Raw genomic sequence first — 16,396 nt, 5'->3', positions numbered from 1 at the left:
CCTTGTTCGCTTCTCCGCCCACGCGGCTCACTTGTCATCCGCCGGGCCGGTGGTCCAGGCCACGACGTAGTCCCTGCTGGGCAACCCGGGCGGGCTGGCCGTACGCACGCTGCGCACCCGGTAGCGGCGCGGCCGTCCGGCGGCCGTGACCACCTCGAGCAGGAGCCGCTCCGGGTCCTCCGCGTCGAGCACGGTGATGTCCGGACCATCGCCGCCGCCCCCCGTGCCCTCGGCCTTGGCGACCGCCTCCTTCGCCGCGCGGAGGGCCGCGGTCTCCTGTCCGGCGGCGCTGTGTCCGGCGGTGCCGTGTCCGGTGGTCTCCTCGATATGGATGCCGGGGCCCGGCCCGGGGCGCTCGCGGCCCGGCGGGCGCGGCACCACCAGGGCCACCCCGGCCTCGGCCCGGCTCGCCAGCGAGAGGTCCAGCGCGGGCAGCGTCCGGCCGTGCACCCCGAGGACGTACGGACGGCCGCGGGCGTCCTCGCACACCTGGATCTCGGCCGGGAAGACCGGCCCCTCCCCGCGCGCCCAAAGCCACTGCCGCACCGCGTCCTTGGCCGCGATCCGGCCCAACAGCCACTGCCGCCGGCCGCGCGGAGCCCGTCGCTCGTACGCCATGCGCTCGGCGCCGCCCAGGTGGTTGCGCATGATCAGGTCACGGGACGCCAGGTCGGGCCAGCGCTCGTGGAGCAGCACCCAGCCGCCTGGTCGCGGCTGGGAGAGCGCGTTGAGCTCGGGGAAGCGCTCCACCGGCCGAGTGCTCGGGTGGTTGTCGAAGCGGCGGTCCTGCCAGCCGTCGATCTGGGCCCATACCTGCCCGCCGACGCGCAGTTGGACATCGGCCTCGAGCGTGGTGTCCGTCAGCGAGACGACCCTGATCACGCACTCCACCGGGGTGCCGGGAAGCGGTTGCGGCCCGAAGAGGCGGATGTGCCGCATGCCGACGGGGAAGACCACGGTCCGCTCGGTGCGGGTGGCCATGAGCCAGTAGCCGAGGAGCTGGCCGACATTGTCCAGCAGCGCGCCGGGCGCGGTCGGCGTGGTGATCGTGCCGCGCACCCGCGCCGCGCCGATCGCGGTGATCTCACTGACCCCCTGGAACGCCGGGCCGTGGAACATCCAGCGCCGGTCGTACAGCTCGACCGCGGTATGGGCGGGGGCCTCTTCGGTGGCCGGGTCGGCGGGCCAGGGGGCGGGGCGGGTGTGCGGATGGCGGGGCGCGAGCTCCACCGTGCCCTGGGCGCTGCGGCCGAAGTCCACGGCCAGCCGGTCCGGGCCGTCGGGCGACGGCGCCACGGTGATGGGCACCTCGGCGGGCGGCGCGGCGGTCACCCACCGGCCGAACCGGGCACCGTGCACCGCGATCGCCCGCCGCCCGGCGGCCGCCCGCTCCGCCGCGTCCATGAGGTGCCCGACGATCGTGGTCGCCGGGACGACCGGCCACCGGTCCGACTCGTCGGGCCAGCCGGGCCGCTGCCGGAAGAAGCAGTGGTCGCGCAGGTACGGCATGGTGTCCGTGGACACCCGCAGTACGGTGCGCCAGGCCGTCGGCGGAGGCGTGGTGGCGGACGGCGCCGGCTGGGGGAGCGGCGGGGCCGGCGGTCCGCCCGCGCGGCCCGCGACGGCGATCAGCTCGGTGGCGGCCCCGGCCGTCTCCCGGAGCAGCGCGCCGAGTTCCGCGGCCGCCGGGAACCGCCCGGCCACCGCGTCCAGTGCAAAGAGGGCGTCGGCCCGGAGGGCGGTGGGCTGGGCAGTGGCGCCGCCGGACGCCAGCACGCCGCGCAGTTCGGCGAGGTGGCGTTCGTCCAGGGAGATCAGCGCGCCGCCGAGGTCGAGCCGTACCGGCTTCGGCGAGGCGGCGGACGGCGCGGTGACGGAGGGTGCCGCGACGGCGGGCGAGGCGGCGGGGCGCGGCAGGGACGGGTCCGCCCGGGCCCCGTCCACCCACAGGGCGGTGGCCACCCGGCGCAGTTGGGCGATGCCGTCGCGGTGCGGTGAGTCGGCGGCCACCGCGAGATGTTCCGACCCCTGGAGCGTGTCACCGATGAGCGAGGCCAGCTGCCCCGGGCCGACCTGCACGAACGCCCGGAAGCCCGCCTCGTACAGCGCCTTCGTCAGCAGCCGGAATCTCACCGGTTCGAGCAGATGCCGGACGAACAGCTCACGCACCCCGGCCGCGTCGGGCGGATACGGGGCCGCGGTCGTCCCCGACCAGAGGGGCACGCTCGGCGGAAACAGCTCGAACCGCTCCGCGGCGGCTCTGATCGGCCCCAGGTAGGGCGCCAGCATCGGGGTGTGGAAGCCGGACTGGAACGGAAGGAGGTGCCCGATCACCCCCTCGCCACGCAACCGCCGCACGAACGCGTCGACGTCGGCCCGCGGCCCGCACACCATCGACTGGCTCGGCGCGTTGTCGTGGGAGAGCACGACCCGGCCGTCCGCGCCCTCCGCGAGTGCGGCCAGCACCCGCTCCGCGGGGGCGCCCAGGACGCCGAAGGCCAGCCCCGGCACGCGCAGCGCGTCGGGGTCGAACGAGCCGAGGAAATCGTCGACCGCGGCGCCGGAGTACAGACCGGCCGACACCATCGCGGTCCATTCGCCGACGCTGTGCCCGGCCACCGCGTCCGGCACCACCCCCATCCGCCGCAACGCGCCGTCCAGCAGACGGCCGACGGCGAAGACACCGACACCGTGGCGGCCGATGTCGCCGACCGGCGCACGGCCGTCGGTTGCCCCGACAGTGGCGGGAGAGAGCCCGAAGTACTCGGCGACGCCGTCCACCCGTGGCGCGAACTCGGCCTCCAGACCGGGGAAGACGAAGACAATCCGGCCCGGCCCGCCCGCCGCGCGCTCGCTCAGCAGCGGGGCGGGCGTGAACCACACGTCGTTGCGCCCGCGCCACGAAGACCCCTTGGCCACCACGCGCCGCGCCAGCGCGAGCCGCTTGGCGGTCGGCCCGACGACGCCGAGCCTCACCCGGCCCGCCGCGGACGCGGTCGTCCGCACCGTCGCGTCATCCGCCGCCAGCAGCCCGGCCAGCCCCTCCGGCGTCTCGGCCCCCAGCGCGAGCACCCGCTCCGGCTCGGTGACCTGGGCTTGGGGCGTGGTGGACACGGCCGGTACCACGCCGCCGGGCGCAGCGCTTGGCACGGGTGTGCCCGTGGCCGTGGCGCCATGGGTGGCTGCCGCTGGCTGCGGGGGAGCTGTGCTGTCGTCCGGTGTGTCGGACGCCGCGCCGGGCGTGGCAGTGGGCTCGGGCGCGGCCATGCGCGTGGCGGCGGCCGTGGTGTGCGGTGTTTCGGCGACGGGGCCGGACCTGGCCGCGCCCGTGCGCGGGGCGGGGCCGACGGCATCGGGTGTGTCGACACCCGGCCCGGTGGCCAGCGCCGTGGCCGCGGCCGGCGTCCGGCGCCTCGGGGGCGTCGGGGGCCGAGCGGGCCCCGACGGCGGTTGCTCCAGCACCACATGCGCGTTGATCCCGCCGAACCCGAAGGCGTTCACCGCCGCGCGGCGCACCCCCGCGCCCCGCCCGGTCTCCCACGGCTCCGCCGTGGCGATCGGACGGAAGCGGGTCGCGGCCAGGGCCGGGTGCGGGTCGTCGCAGTGCAAGGTGGGCGGCAGCAGTGAGTGGTGGATCGCCAGGGCGGCCTTGACCAGGCCCGCCACACCGGCCGCCGGCATGGTGTGGCCGATCATCGACTTCACCGACCCGATCACGGCGTGGCCGGGGCCGTCGCCGGTCGCGGGGCCGAAGGCCTCCGCCAGCGTGGCCAGTTCCGCCGTGTCACCCGCGGGCGTCGCGGTGCCGTGCGCCTCCAGCAACCCGAGCGTGCCGGGCTCGCGCGGATCGAGCCCGGCCGCCCGCCACGCCTGTCGCACCGCCCGCGTCTGGCCGCCCGGGTCCGGGGTGACCAGGCCCGCGGCGCGGCCGTCGCCGGCCACCCCGGTGCCCCTGATGACGGCGTACACCCGGTCGCCGTCCCGCCGCGCGTCGGCCAGCCGCTTGAGCACCACGACGCCGGTGCCCTCGCCGATCAGGATCCCGTCGGCCTCGCGGTGGAAGGGGCGGATGCGCTCGCTCGGCGAGAGCGCGCGCAGCTGCGCGAAGACGCTCCACAGGGTGATGTCGTGGCAGTGGTGCACCCCGCCCGCCAGCACCGCGTCGCATCGGCCGGAGGCCAGCTCGCCCACCGCCTGGTCGACGGCGACGAGCGAGGACGCACAGGCGGCGTCCACGGTGTACGCGGGGCCGCGCAGATCGAGCCGGTTGGCCACCCGCGAGGCGGCGAGGTTGGGCACCAGGCCGATGGCCGCCTCCGGGCGGTCGGGGCCCAGGCGCTCGGTGAACGCGGTCCGCACCCGCTCCAACTCGTCGGCGCCGAGGCCGGGCAGCAGCTCGCCGAGCGTGCGTACCAGCTGGTGCGCGGTGCGCACCCGCTGGTCGAGGCGGACCAGACCGGGGGTGAGGTAGCCGCCGCGGCCCAGCACCACCCCGACCCGCCCCCGGTCGGGCAGCCGCTCCTCGCCGCCCGCGTCGGCGACGGCCGCGGCCGCGACATGCAGGGCGATCAACTGGTCGGGCTCGGTGCCCGGGACGGAGGCGGGCATGATCCCGAAGCGGGTGACCTCCACCTCGGCCAGCCCGTCGACGAACCCGCCACGGCGGCAGTACACCCGGTCGGCGGCGGTGGCTGGGCCGCGCCCACTCCCGGGGGCGTAGAACTCGGCGTCCCACCGCTGTGCCGGGACCTCGGTGATGGCGTCCACGCCCGCCGCGAGGTTGCGCCAGTACGTCCCCAGGTCCGGCGCGCCGGGCAGCAGCACGGCCATCCCGACGATCGCCACCGGGGGTCTGCGGCCGCCGCCTTCGTCGTACGCCACGGTCACCAGCTCGACGCCGTGTAGACGACGGCCCGTGCGGACTCCTCGCCCCAGGCGAGCTCGCGCAGCAGCGCCAGAGCCCCTTCCTCCGGGTCGATGAGCTCGACGCCACGTCTCGCGTATTCGCGCGCGAGCGCGGGGCTGACCATCCCGGCGTGCCCGCCGGTGGGCGCCCAGGGCCCCCAGTGGACCGTCAGCGCCCGGCGGCCGGTGCGGGCCGCCCACCGCGCGCCGAGGGTCTCCAGCGCGTCGTTGGCCGCCGCGTAGTCGGCCTGGCCCCGGTTGCCGAGGACGGCGGAGACGCTGCCGAAGAGCACCGCGAACAACGGCCCTCCGGCGCTGCCGCCCGTGCCGCCCGGCAGCTCCTCCAGTGCGTCCAGAAGCGTACGCGCGCCGCCCGCCTTCGTGTCGAACACCCGCTGGAAGGACTCGGCGGACTTCTCCTCGATCAGCCGGTCCTCGATCACCCCCGCCGCGTAGACGACGCCGTCCAGCCGGCCGTGGTCGGCGTGGATCTCCTTGACGGCCTGGCGCACCGCGTCGGGGTCGCGGAAGTCGACCGACCGGTAGCGGGCCGGGGCCCCGAGATCGCTCAGCTCCCGCAGCGTGGCGGCCACTTCACGGTGCGCCAGGATCCCGGCCGCCTCCCGCTGGATCTCGGCGGGCCTCAGGCCGCCTCGCGCGGCGAGCGCAGCGCGCAGCGCGGCCTCGTCCCGGGCCCCCGCGGTGGCCGGGTCCTCGGGCCCGGCGGGTACGGGGGTGCGGCCGAGCAGTTCGATACGGCAGCGGGTGGCGGTCGCCAGGGCCGCCGCGCACCGCGCGGTGATCCCTCGCGCCCCGCCGACCAGCACGACCACCGAGTCGCGGTCGAGGCCGATGGCCGCGGCCTCCGCCGCCCCGTCCCCGGCGGGCCCCGCGCCCGAGGCGCCGAGGACGCCCAAGCCGCTCTCCACGAGCTCCAGCCCGTGCCGTCCCTCGGCGGTGCGCAGCACGACGGGTGGGTGGTCGGAGGCGAACACCTCGTCCAGCAGCGCGTCGGCGACGGCGGCGGCGGACGCGGCGGCGGGGAGGTCCACGACCGTGGCCGCCGTCCGCGGGTACTCCCTGGCGACGCTGCGGAACAGGCCGTGCAGTCCGGCCGTTTCGACGTCGAGCGGGTCCGTGCGCCGCGCGGCCAGCAGCCACCGCGGCCCGCGCCCCAGGGCCGCCCGCAGTACGGGGAACGCCGTGGGCAGCACGGGCGCGCCGGATAAGGCCGACGGCTGGAGCAGGATCACCCCGTCCACCGGACCGTCGCCCTCGCCGAGAAGGTGCCTGCCCGCCAGGGCCACGGCCTCGGCGCCGCAGCCCCGCAGCCGTTCCCGGACCGCCGCGGCCACGGTCTCGTCATCGCCCAGCAGCGCAAACCGCTTGCTGGACAGGGCGGTCGAGAGTTCGCCGACCGCCCCGCCCCCGGCGAGCGGCACGGATCGCGTCCGCATCCGCTTCGGCGCCACGCCCCTGACGGCGGGTTGGGGGAGCGGTCCGCGCGCCGCGGCCTCGGGGGCGCGGGTGGCCTCCGGGCCGGTGACGGTGGGGCCGGGTGGCAGTGGCGCGGTTGCCGGGGACTCGATGGCTTCCCCCGGTCCGGTGGCCGTGGGCGCGCCGGCCGTGGGGGTGCCAGAGGTGGGGGCGCTGTCGTCCCGCGGACCGGCGTCCCCGGGCCCGGCGAACGGGGCCGTGGCTTCCGTGAGTCCGGCGGTGTGCGGCTCGGGGCCCACGGGCGCGGCGACCCCCTTCGGCGCGGCACCGTCCGTCAGCCGGGGAGTGAGCCAGGAGGTGACCGCGGCGGTGGTACGGGCCTTCGTCAGCTCCTCGAGCTCCTCGTCCGCGAGCGCCGCCGCGCCACTGCCGCCCGTGCCGCCCACACCCAGGCGGACCGCCAGCTCGCCCGCGATCTCGGCCCGTTTGATCGAGTCGATGCTCAGATCGGCTTCGAGGTCGAGGTCCGGCTCGATCATGTCGACCGGGTATCCGGTGCGTTCGCTGATGATCTGCGCGACCATACGAGCCACCTCCGCCTCGGTGACCGCCACCGGCTCGGCGGGTGTCGACTCGGCGGACGTCGGAGTCGGCAGCGGCGTCGGTATGGGCAGCGGCGTCGGCGTCGGCCCGTTCAGGGGCTGTGGCGGGAGGGCGCCGACCGCCTCGACCGCTCCGACCACCCCCGGTACCGCGGGAGCGACGGGAGCGGCCGGTCCGGCTCCTGGCGCGGCCCCGAGATGGGCGAGGAGCACATCGCGCTGGGCCGCCACCATCTCCCGGCTGGTTCTCAGGAACTCCAGGATCAGCGCGTCCCGGTCCGTCCGGCTCACCGTCGCCTCCTCGACACGTCGGGCCGGCGCCAGCGCGCCGGGCAGGGGTTCACCCGCGGCGGTACGGACCAGCTGCCCGTCCACCGTCCAGCCGGGTCGCTTCGGCGCCGTGGCGCGACCGGCGTCCACGGCGTCGCGGCCGCGGAACAGCCAGCCGGTACGCACCGGCAACCCTGCGACGGCCAGTTGCGCCAGAGCGTCGAGAAAGCCGTACAGCCCGCGCGGGCCGCCGCCGACCCCGCCGCCGACGGCGTTCATGCGTGGCGCGCCGGCGCGCCGCCCCTCGAAGGCGATGGCGCGGTGCGGACGGTCGCCGAGGATCTCCCCGACCAGCCGGGTGAGCACGGTGCCCGGCCCCGCCTCGACGAAGACCCTGGCCCCCGCCTCGTACATGGCCTCGATCTGCTCGACGAAGCGGACCGGCGCGCCGATCTGGGCCGCCAGTTCCGCGCGTATGGCGTCCGGCTCGCCGCCGTGTGGGGCGGCGGTGCGGTTCGCCCAGACCGGGTATTCGGCCGGATGTATCGGCTGCCGGGCGAGGGCCTCGGCGAACCGGTCGCCGGCCGTGGCCACCAGCGGGCTGTGGAAGGCGCAGGCCACCGGGAGCCGCTTCACCGGATACCCGGCCTCCCGCAGCAGTCCGACCGCGGTCTCCACCTCCCGACGCGGACCCGAGATCGCCGTCTGGCGCGGCGCGTTGTGGTTGGCGGCCACCACCTGGCCGGCGAGGCCGCCGTGGCGCAGGACGCGCTCGACGTCCTCGCGGCTCGCGGTCACCGCCGCCATGGTGCCCGGCTCGGGGCCCGCGGCCTGCGCGGCGTCCAGGATCGCGGACGCCCGCTCGGCGCTCAGCTCCAGCAGCGCGGGCGGGTCGAGCGCGCCCGCCGCGCAGAGCGCGACCAGCTCGCCGTAGCTGTGCCCGGCGGCCATGTCGGGGCGGACTCCGGCCGCGGTGAGCAGCGAGTGCGCGGCCAGGCCGACGACGCCGAGGGCCGGCTGGGCCACCCGGGTGTCGGTGATCCTGGCCCGCTGCGCGGCCCGTTCCGGCTCGTCGAAGGCGGCCGGTGGGTGGAGGACGGGGGCGTGGGACCGGGCGAGCCGCGCATGGCCGTGGAGTTCGGGGAACGCGACGAACAGGTCGGCGAACATGCCGGGCCGCTGGCTGCCCTGGCCGGGGAAGAGAAAGGCGACCTTGCCCGGCTCTTGGCTCGCGCCGCCCTCGGGGGACGGGGCACCACCGCACTCCGCGACGCCCGGGCCCGCCGGGTCGGCCGGCCCGGCCAGGTAGACCCCCGCGGCCGGGTCGTGTTCCCCCGCCAGGACCCGGCGCAGCAGCGCCGCCGGCCCGGCGGGCCCGTCCAGGGAGGTGGCCACCACGGCCGCCCGGACCGGGCCCTGGCCGGCTTCGGAGCGGGTGGCGGCGGCGAGGGCGAGGTCGCGCAGCCGCCAGGGCGACCCCGCGGCCTCGTTCGCTTCGGCGAGCGCCAGCGTCTCCTCGACGGTGCGGAGGGCCGCCGCCCGGTCCGCGCCGCGGAAGGTGAACAGCTCGGCGGGCCATGCGTCCAGGCCGTGGGCCGGGGGCGGGCCGGCGTCGTGGGCGGCCAGGACGACGTGGAAGTTGGTGCCGCCGAAGCCGAATGCGCTGAGCCCGGCGATCCGCTCGGCGGGCGGGGCCACCCAGGGTCCGGCCTCGGTGTGGAAGGCGAAGGGGCTGCTCTTCGCGTTCCAGGAGGCGCCTGGGCGGCGGAGCTGCGAGGTGGGCGGCTTGACGCCGGTGTACAGGGCCAGCGCGGTCTTGACCAGACCGGCCAGGCCCGCGGCGCATTTCGTATGCCCGATCTGCGACTTGACGGAGCCCAGGGCGCAGCCGCCGGGCGCGGCTCCGGCGGCGGTGAACACCTCGGTGAGAATGGTCAGCTCGGTGCGGTCGCCGACGACCGTGCCGGTGCCGTGCGCCTCGACGAGACCGACGTTGGCGGGGGAGATCCGGGCGTTGCGGTAGGCGCGCTCCAGGGCGGCCCGCTGGCCCTCGGGGCGGGGCGCGGTGAGCCCGAGCGACCGCCCGTCGCTGGAGCTGCCCACGCCCTTGATCACGCCGTATACGCGGTCGCCGTCGCGCTCGGCGTCCGCCAGCCGCTTGAGCACCACGCACGCGACGCCCTCGCCGAGCGCGATGCCGTCCGCCGAGGCGTCGAAGGTGCGCGAGCGGCCCGTCGGGGACAGCGCGTGCACGGAGGAGAAGAGCATGTAGTCGTTGATGCCGTTGTGCAGGTCGGCGCCGCCGCACAGCACGAGGTCGCTGGTGCCGGTGACCAGCTCCTTGCAGGCCACGTCGACGGCGGCCAGCGAGGAGGCGCAGGCCGCGTCCACCGTGTAGTTGGCGCCGCCGAGGTCGAGCCGGTTGGCGATCCGCCCGGCGATGACATTGGCGAGCATGCCGGGGAAGGAGTCCTCGGTCAGCTCGGGCAGCTGCTCCGCCAGCCCTTCGGGCACCGTGCCGAAGTAGGACGGCAGTACGGCGCGCAGCGTCTGGGCGTTGGACAGATCGCTGCCCGCCTCGGCACCGAAGACGACCGACGTACGGGAGCGGTCGAAGGCCCGGCCGCCCGCGTTGCCGGGGCCGCCCCGCTCGCCCGGCCCCGCCTCGTATCCGGCGTCGTCCAAGGCCCGTCGGGCCGCCTCCAGCGCCAGCAGCTGCACCGGCTCGATGCTGCCCAGGGACGCCGGAGGGATGCCGTAGCGCAGGGGGTCGAAGGGGATCGGGGGCAGGAAGCCACCCCACTTGGAGGCGGTGGCGCCGTTGGATGCCGCGGCGCCGTTGGATGCCGTGGCGCCGTCCTCGCCGGGGGAATAGTGGACGGCGGGGTCCCAGCGCTCGACGGGCACTTCGGTGACGGCGTCGACGCCGCCGACCACATGGGCCCAGAACGTGGCGAGGTCGGGGGCGCGCGGGAACATGCACGCCATCCCGACCACGGCCACGTCCAGCGGCGCGGGGGCCTCCCGCTCCGCCCGCCCGGCCGGGGCCACGACCAGGCGCTCGCGCAGCGCGGCCGCGGCGCGGCGGAAGAAATCCGCGGCGGCCGGGGCGACGGAGTGGTGCAGGGCGGCGACGGTGGTGGTGGCCGAGCGCAGCACGGCCACGTCCCCTGCCATGAACATGCCATCCCGGAATTGGCGTTCCTCGCCGACCGCCACCAACTCGCCGCCCGGACCGCGCTCGACACCCTTGCCCGCGATCCGCAGCCGGCCGACGTTGAGCCGCTCCAGCCGCTCCCACACCTGCCGCTCCGGGACGCCGTCCCCGCGCAGCCGCTCCTTGACGGCGCCGAACTCCTCGGTGAACGGGCTGGGGACGCAGCGGGTGGCGTGCCCCGGAGCGGTCTCCAGCAGCGCGGTGCGCCGCGCGGCCACCACCTGGCGCTGGAAGAGCGGCTGGACGGCGCCGTGGGCGACCGCCTCCTCGGTGAACAGATACGCGGTGCCCATCAGCAGGCCGACGCGGACACCGCGCCGGGTCAGCGGGGCGGCGAGGGCGGCGACCATCGCCGCGGACCGCTCGTCGTGGACGCCGCCCGCGAAGAAGACCTCGAGCGGGGCCGCCCCGTCCCGATCCCCCTCGTCCAGGAAGTCCTCGATCACCGCGATCTGGGCCTCCCACAGCGGAAAGCTGTTGCGCGGGCCGACATGTCCGCCGCATTCGGAGCCCTCGAATACGAACCGACGGGCGCCGGACCGCAGGAACTGTCTCAGCAGCCCTGGCGAAGGGACATGCAGAAAGGTGGCGATCCCGGCCTTCTCCAGCGCCTCGGCCTGGGCGGGCCGCCCGCCCGCGATGATCGCGTGGCTGGGGCAAATCTCCCGTACGGCCTCGAGCTGGGCCGCTCTGATCTCCTCGGGGGCGAAGCCGAGCACCCCCACCCCCCACGGCCGCCCCGGCAGGGCGGCCGCCGCGTCCGCCAGCATGGCGCGCGCCTGCTCGCGCCCGGCGAGGGCGAGCGCGAGGAACGGCAGGGCGCCCTCGGCGGCGACCGCGGAGGCGAACCCGGCCCGGTCGCTGACCCGGGTCATCGGCCCCTGCGCAACCGGCAGCCGGGTGCCGAGAGCCACGCTCATCGGCGAGCCCGGGCGCAGTGCGGAGGCGGCGTGGTTGTCCCGTACGGCATCCCGCACGGCCTCGGCCACGGCGCGTACGGCCCGGCCGACGTCACCGTGCCGCTCGGCGAAGCGCGTCGCCATAAACCCGTCCTGGCCCACGGGCAGCGGCCGGGCGTGCGGATCGCGCACCCGGCGGCGCAGCACGCGACGGCCGTCGACCACGGCGGTCTCCGAGCCGTCCAGGGAACGGAGCGCGGCGGCCGTCTCCTCGGGCACCCCCGATTCGGCGAGCAGCGCCAGCTGCGTGTCCAGCACGACGCCCGCCGCCCCGCCGACGACCGCCGCCGCGGCCGTGTGGACACCGATCCCGCCACAGGCCCACACGGGTACGGACACCTCCGGCTCGGCGAGCAACTGCTGGAGGAGTACGGAGGTGCTTAAGGCCCCGACCCGGCCGCCGCTCTCGCCACCCCGGGCGATCAGGCCGTGCGCCCCGGCCCGTACGGCGCCGAGTGCCTCCTCCAGGTCGGTGACCTCGGCGAGGACGCGGTGGCGGCCCACGGCGTCGGCCACCGCCCAGGGGGAGTCCGCCGAGAGAACCACCGTGTCCGGCCCCGAGCCACCAACCCCCTGCCGGGGCTCCGCCGCGGCGCGGGCCGCCGCCAAGTCCGCGGGCGCAAGCCGGCAGCCGGGGCCGATCCGCACTCCGTACCGGCCGTCGGGGGCCCAGCCCCGAAGGCGCTCCAGCGCCTCCCGGGCCCGCCGGTCCCCGGCTCCCAGGTCCATGACCCCGAGCCCTCCGGCGCGGCTGACCGCCGCGGCGAGCCTGGCGTCCGGTCGCCCGAAGGGAGTGACGCCGATGACGAGGTCGCCGAGCCGGTCAGCAGATCTCATGGCTTCTCCGAAAGAATCGGCAGAGCGGGGTAAAGGGAGATCATTCCCGGCACGTGGACCGAAGGTACGGCTTCGGAATTCCGCCCGGGGCGACGCGAGGCATGAAATTAGACGACGGCTCTGATGGAACGTCAAGAGCGAAGCCGCCGCCGGGTTGCCGATCAGGCCGAATCGGCCGATGTGGGCGAACGGTTCGCTCGCGACAAACAAGGGCAGAATCCCCATCCGTGTGTCAATCATCGATTTCCATTCGATGAACGGGCTGATTCGGCCATCGGGCGGGGCGACCCGGTCACGGCCCGGCGGAGCGGGGGATATAAGGTGCCCGGGTGCGCTGGAAAGACGGATCCGGAACCAAGTGGCGGCTGCGACAGCAGAGGCTGGCATGGCCGCGGTGGGTCAAACCGGAAGTGGCGTTCGAGCACGCCCCGAGCGGTCTGGGCGACGACCCGATCTCCGCGATCATCGCCCTGCCCTTCCTGCTCGTCTTCGCGGTGCTGCTGCCCTTCTGGCTGGCCGAACTCCTTCTGCGGCTGCTGCTGGCCCCGTTCGTGGCCGTGCTCCGGGTGGGCGGCATCACCCCTTACCGGCTCAAGCTCTACAAGGCGGGGCGGTTGACCGGGTCATATTCGGCGCAGGGTTACGGCGAGCTGCGCCGGCTGCGCTACGAGCTCCGCCGGACGCCGGGCTCGGTCGGCGGCGGTCGCTGATTCCCGGTACAGGGTGTCCCGCGCGGTGTGGGTGTGTCCGGCCCGGTGCGGGCGTGCCGGGCGATGCGCGCGTTGCGGGTCCGGCCGTCGTGTCCCGCCGTTCCCGGCCGGATGCCGCTGATAAACTTCCAACTCCATTGTTGTGCAGCGGGATTGAGACAGCAGGATCCGGGCCGGAGGGAATTCTGTCGGATCGATTCCGGAAAGGGGAGTCAGGTGACCGGTCTCAACAAGGGCCCGAGCAAAGTTCAGGTGTCGCTCAAGTGGGACCCCAGCCCGCTGGGGCAGCCGGCCCACGATCTCGATATCGTCGCGGCGACCTACACCGCGGCGGATCCGTACGGCGAGCCGGCCTACCTCGTGCACTTCGACCGCCGGTCACCCGACGGCACCATCACCCTCAACCGGGACAGCCAGACCGGCCAGGGCTTCGGCGCCGACGAGGTCATGACCTTGGAGCTTGAGCGGCTGTCCCCCTCCTACACCCGTGTGGTCGTGGGCGTGGCCATCCAGCAGGGCAGCGGTCCGAAGACCTTCAGTGATGTGGCCAACTGCAGCTTCCGGATAGCCGATGGGATCACCGAACTGGTGAACAGCGGTTTCGTCGGGGCCCTGGGCGCCAAGGCCGCTACGGTCGCCGAATTCACCCGGAACGACTCGGGGGAGTGGCAATTCCATGAGGGGATCCGCGGATTCGACACCGACCCGGACGAATTCTCCGCGGTCATGGGCAGGGACTATTCCTGACCGCTGTCCGGCCTCTTGTCCGTGGATGCGTTCGGGTGCGGCGAGCTAGCATGCCACGAAGATCACTTCCCGAGGAGGCCACCATGGCGAACGACGCCGACCTGCGCCATCTGCGCCGCTGCGTGGAGCTGGCGACCGAGGCCCTGGAAGCGGGCGACGAGCCGTTCGGTTCGGTGCTCGTCGCCGCGGACGGGACCGTCCTCTTCGAGGACCACAACCACGTGGCGTCGGGCGACCACACCCGCCATCCCGAGTTCGAGATCGCACGCTGGGCCGCGGCGAACCTGACCCCCGAGGAGCGCGCCGCGGCCACCGTCTACACCTCGGGCGAGCACTGCCCGATGTGCGCCGCGGCCCATGGCTGGGTCGGATTGGGCCGCATCGTGTATGTGAGCTCCTCCGAGCAACTGGCGGCCTGGCTCACCGACCTCGGGGTCCCGGCTCCTCCCGTACGGACCCTGCCCATCCAGGAGGTCGTCCCGGGTGCCGTGGTGGAGGGCCCGTTCCCCGCCCTCGCCGAGCGCGTACGCGAACTGCACCGCCGCTTCCACGGCTCCTGAAGCACGGGTGCGCGAGGGCGGAACGGGAAGCTCAGTCCAGGAGTTCCCGGGCCAGTGCCTCGCCCCACCACCGCTCGACCCGGTCGGGTGACCAGCCGCGTTCCGTGGTGAGCAGGGTATAGACGTCGATGTTGCACAGAGCCGCGTAGACGTCGACCGCGGACCGCACGTCCAGGTCGTGCCGGAGGACACCGGCCGGCCAGGACGAGAACACCTGCACACGGGTCTGGTCGCCCCGCGCGCGGCCGTCGCGGTAGACCGTCGCCAACTCCGGCTCGGCACGGCCCGCTTCGCGCACCAGCGCGATGACGTCGCCCGCGCGCTCGAACAGCCGCCGGTCATAGCCTGCCATCGCCGCGAGTTGCCGGGCGGGGTCGGCCGCCGGGGCCTCCAGCTCCGCGAGCATCCGCGACGCGTCGGCCGACAGGTCGGCCGCGTCGGCCAGGGCCCGGGTGAGCCCCGTCTTGTTCCCGTACGCCGCGTAGACCGTCGGCACGGAGACCCCCGCCTCGCGCGCCACGTCCCGCACGGTGGTCGCCGCCCATCCCTGGGAGACGAACAGCCGACGGGCGGCGCGGGCGATCTCCGCGCGAGTCTCCTGTGCCTGCGTCGTCCGGCGCACCGAGTCATAGCGGCGCCGGCCCGGCTCTGCGCTCATGGCTTGCCTCTCGTCATTTTACGCTGCTTATAATGAATACATGCTACGTCAACCATGGCAGCCACTCCGCGGGATACCGATGGGCTTCTCCCGGATCAGCGGCATCGCCGCCCTCGGCTTCGCCTTCCTGATCGTGTTCAGCAATGTGATCCAGGTCCCCGCCGGTATGCCGCTCACCGGCGCCGACGTGGACGAGGTCGACGCGTTCTTCAGCGCGAAGGCCGACGTCGTCGGCGTCGGGTCCGCGCTCACCCCCGCCGCTTGGGCGTTGGCCACGCTGTTCGGCGCGGGCGCGGTGTCCGCGCTGCGGCGGTCCGAGCGCGACCGGGGCGAGGCGTGGTCGCTGCTCGGCTTCGCCGGCCTGGCCCTGCAGAACGCCGCCTTCGCCGCAATCGTCGCGATCCGCCTCGCGCTCGCTTCGACGGCCGGGGGCCACCCCGGCGCGACCGGGGGGTTGTGGGCGTTTCACGACGCGCTGTTCACCCTCAACGGCACCTTCCTGGCCCTCGCCCTCGTCGGGCTGTCCGTCGGCGGCCTGCGTGCCGGGCTCGTCCGGCCGTGGCACGGCGCGCTGGGTCTGCTGTCGGCCGCGCTGCTGTTCGCCTCGGCCACCCTCGCCCCCCTGGTCATCGACCGCGCCGGCCCCCTCGGCCTCCTCGGCCTCGTCGGCTGGCTGATGTGGGTCGTCTGGCTCGCCGCGTACGGTGCCGTACTGATCCGCCTGAACCCGGCCTCACGATCCCGAGGGGCGGGCTGAGCGGGGGGCGTACGCGCGCAGGAAGAACCGCACCCCGCCGGACACCAGCTCGTCGATCACCGCGTCGTCGACCTCCACGGCGCCGAACAGCGAGCGGTTGTTGACCCGGCCGGTGACCAGGAGCCCGAAGTACTCGGCGGCCTCGACCGGGTCGGCGATGTCCAGCAGCCCGGCCTCGGCGAACCGGGCCAGCCGCTCGGCGATGGCCTGCTGTGCCGGGCCGACCGAGCCCGCGCGGCGCCGCAGGGCGGGGAAGTGGCCGGCCTCGGCGCTGATCAGGCGGACCAGCGCCGCCCGTACCGGTGAGCGCAGGATGGCGGTGGCGAACTCCCGGCCGAACGCGGTCAGCGCCGCCTCCAGTTCCACGGCCCCGGGCGCCGTGCCGTCGACAGTGTCCAAGGTCTGTCCGAGCAGCGCGTGGAAGCCCTCCTCCTGCGCCGCCTCGGTCTCCTCGACGGCCGCCAGGAACAGCCGTTCCTTGTCGCCGAAGTAGTCGTAGATGGTGCGCTTGGAGACCTTCGCGTCGGCGGCGATCGCGTCCACACTCGCGCGCGCGTACCCCTCGCGCACAAAGATCCGCAGGGCGGCCGCGACGATGGCGGCGCGCTTCTCGGGCGAGCCCTGGCGGAGGGTGGTCTGGCGGGGCATGGACGCTCCTGATCTGGTGCTGCGGGTGCTGCGGGCCGGCGCTGTGTCGGGGAACTGCACGGTGCAGTGTACAGAGCTACACTGCACCG

Annotated in this window: 8 protein-coding genes; 4 read left to right on the top strand and 4 right to left on the bottom strand. The window is 75.1% G+C overall.

Annotated elements, in window-relative coordinates:
• Positions 1-27: 27 nt before the first annotated feature.
• Complete coding sequence (locus PV419_RS20550) at positions 28-4,887, bottom strand: polyketide synthase (protein ID WP_319690992.1); 4,860 nt, start codon at positions 4,885-4,887, stop codon at positions 28-30.
• Positions 4,884-12,227 carry an SDR family NAD(P)-dependent oxidoreductase gene (locus tag PV419_RS20545; RefSeq protein ID WP_319690991.1) on the bottom strand — a complete coding sequence of 2,448 codons (7,344 nt, stop codon included), beginning with the start codon at positions 12,225-12,227 and terminating at the stop codon, positions 4,884-4,886. Before PV419_RS20545 ends, PV419_RS20550 begins: the two co-directional genes overlap by 4 nt.
• A gap of 329 nt (positions 12,228-12,556) precedes the next feature.
• Between PV419_RS20545 and PV419_RS20540 the strand changes: the two genes are divergently transcribed.
• The 3 genes from PV419_RS20540 (at position 12,557) to PV419_RS20530 (ending at position 14,244) form a co-directional block, all read left to right on the top strand.
• Positions 12,557-12,937 carry a hypothetical protein gene (locus PV419_RS20540; RefSeq protein ID WP_319690990.1) on the top strand — a complete coding sequence of 127 codons (381 nt, stop codon included), beginning with the start codon at positions 12,557-12,559 and terminating at the stop codon, positions 12,935-12,937.
• A 192-nt stretch (positions 12,938-13,129) separates the two neighbouring features.
• Positions 13,130-13,684 carry a TerD family protein gene (locus PV419_RS20535; RefSeq protein ID WP_415925354.1) on the top strand — a complete coding sequence of 185 codons (555 nt, stop codon included), beginning with the start codon at positions 13,130-13,132 and terminating at the stop codon, positions 13,682-13,684.
• An 83-nt stretch (positions 13,685-13,767) separates the two neighbouring features.
• Complete coding sequence (locus PV419_RS20530; RefSeq protein ID WP_319690987.1) at positions 13,768-14,244, top strand: nucleoside deaminase; 477 nt, start codon at positions 13,768-13,770, stop codon at positions 14,242-14,244.
• Positions 14,245-14,275: 31 nt separating this feature from the next.
• On the opposite strand, the gene PV419_RS20525 is transcribed toward PV419_RS20530, so the two are convergent.
• The gene (locus PV419_RS20525; protein ID WP_319690985.1) at positions 14,276-14,902 is read right to left on the bottom strand and encodes a helix-turn-helix domain-containing protein; all 627 of its coding nucleotides are present in this window, start codon (positions 14,900-14,902) and stop codon (positions 14,276-14,278) included.
• Positions 14,903-14,942: 40 nt separating this feature from the next.
• On the opposite strand from PV419_RS20525, the gene PV419_RS20520 reads away from it, so the two are divergent.
• On the top strand, positions 14,943-15,659 hold the full coding sequence (locus PV419_RS20520) for a 2-oxoglutarate/malate transporter (RefSeq protein WP_319690983.1): 717 nt from the start codon (positions 14,943-14,945) through the stop codon (positions 15,657-15,659).
• On the opposite strand, the gene PV419_RS20515 is transcribed toward PV419_RS20520, so the two are convergent.
• Positions 15,636-16,307 (bottom strand): TetR/AcrR family transcriptional regulator, encoded by a 672-nt coding sequence (locus PV419_RS20515; protein ID WP_319690982.1) that lies wholly within the window; start codon positions 16,305-16,307, stop codon positions 15,636-15,638. The two genes, PV419_RS20520 and PV419_RS20515, sit on opposite strands and share 24 nt — an antisense overlap.
• Positions 16,308-16,396: the final 89 nt, after the last annotated feature.

It is taken from the genome of Streptomyces sp. ME19-01-6 (assembly GCF_033793745.1).
Lineage (GTDB): Bacteria > Actinomycetota > Actinomycetes > Streptomycetales > Streptomycetaceae > Streptomyces.
This window is presented reverse-complemented; position numbering and strand designations above follow the sequence as displayed.

Coding starts and splice junctions, on each gene's coding strand:
- PV419_RS20530 (WP_319690987.1), top strand. CDS start 13,768: ATGGCGAACGACGCCGACCTGCGCCATCTGCGCCGCTGCGTGGAGCTG.
- PV419_RS20520 (WP_319690983.1), top strand. CDS start 14,943: ATGCTACGTCAACCATGGCAGCCACTCCGCGGGATACCGATGGGCTTC.
- PV419_RS20525 (WP_319690985.1), bottom strand. CDS start 14,902: ATGAGCGCAGAGCCGGGCCGGCGCCGCTATGACTCGGTGCGCCGGACG.
- PV419_RS20545 (WP_319690991.1), bottom strand. CDS start 12,227: ATGAGATCTGCTGACCGGCTCGGCGACCTCGTCATCGGCGTCACTCCC.
- PV419_RS20515 (WP_319690982.1), bottom strand. CDS start 16,307: ATGCCCCGCCAGACCACCCTCCGCCAGGGCTCGCCCGAGAAGCGCGCC.